This is a genomic window from Bradyrhizobium sp. 139 (genome assembly GCF_023074175.1).
Lineage (GTDB): Bacteria > Pseudomonadota > Alphaproteobacteria > Rhizobiales > Xanthobacteraceae > Bradyrhizobium.
In genome coordinates, this window is record NZ_JADPKS010000064.1 from 1 (window position 1) to 1298 (window position 1298).

The 1298-nt window shown below is 64.6% G+C and carries 1 protein-coding gene; it reads left to right on the forward strand.

The window, feature by feature from the left end; translation table 11 throughout:
* The first annotated feature begins 16 nt into the window (after window positions 1–16).
* Complete coding sequence (locus tag IVA80_RS15185; protein WP_247431214.1) at window positions 17–1267, forward strand: IS256 family transposase; 1251 nt, start codon at window positions 17–19, stop codon at window positions 1265–1267.
* The last annotated feature ends 31 nt before the right edge of the window (window positions 1268–1298 follow it).

Below are 1298 nucleotides of genomic sequence, written 5' to 3' on the forward strand. Positions count from 1 at the left end.
GAACGAGACTAGCAACATTGTCCCGCTTCGTCAGCCCGACGAGATCGATGATCCACTGACCAATATCCTGCGAGCTGGTGCGCGGCAGCTTCTGGCGCAGGCCGTGGAGATCGAAGTCGAGACGTTTCTTGCCACGGTGAAGGATTTGAAGCTGGCCGACGGGCGCGCCCGTGTCGTGCGACATGGTTACGGCCCGGCGCGAACGATTGCGACCGGCATCGGACCGGTCGAGGTCGCGCGGGCGAAGATTCGGGACCGCGGGGCGGCCGGCGATAGCGAGCGGATCCGGTTCAGCTCGGCAATCCTACCGCTGTGGGCGCGGCGCACCCGGAGCCTGGATGCGCTGTTGCCGGTGCTGTACCTGCGCGGCATCTCGACCGGCGATTTCCAGGAGGCGCTGACGGCCTTGCTGGGCAAGGACGCGCCGAACCTGTCGCCGGCGGTCATCTCCCGGCTGACGGCCGAGTGGCAGGGCGAGTATGAGCGCTGGCAGAAGCGCGATCTGTCGGCGCGACGCTATGTGTATGTGTGGGCCGATGGCGTCTTCCTGCAGGCGCGCATGGAAGACCACGGCGAATGCATGCTGGTGCTGATTGGCGCGACGCCGGAAGGCAAGAAGGAACTGATTGGCTTTCAGGTCGGCGTCCGGGAGAGCGCGCAGAGCTGGCGTGAGCTCCTGATCGACGTGAAGCAGCGCGGGTTGCAGATCGCCCCGGAAATTGCCGTTGGCGACGGCGCGCTCGGCTTCTGGAAGGCGCTCGACGAGGTCTTTCCCGGCACACGGCACCAGCGCTGCTGGGTGCACAAGACCGTAAACGTCCTGGACAAGGTCCCGCTCTCGGTCCAGGCCAACATGAAGAAGGACCTGCGCGAAGTCTACTGGGCGCCGAACCGGGCGGCCGCCGAAGCGGCGATCGGCGCCTTCGCCGAGAAATACCGCGCCAAGTACGGCCGAGCGGTCGAATGCCTCGCCAAGGACCGCGACGCGTTGCTGGCCTTCTATGACTTCCCTGCCGAGCATTGGGATCACTTGCGCACGACCAACCCCATCGAAAGCGTGTTCGCGACCGTGCGGCACAGAACGGTGCGAACCAAGGGTTCGTTGTCGCCAACCACCGCCAAGCTGATGGTGTTCAAGCTGGTCATCGCGGCATCAAGGACCTGGCGGCGGCTCAAAGGCACAAATCAGTTGCCGAAGGTGATCGCAGGTGTCAGATTCAACGACGGCATCGAGGTCATCCACATGCCGGCAAACCACGCCGCCTGATCACCTCGTCACCCAAAATCCCGCATAGCTC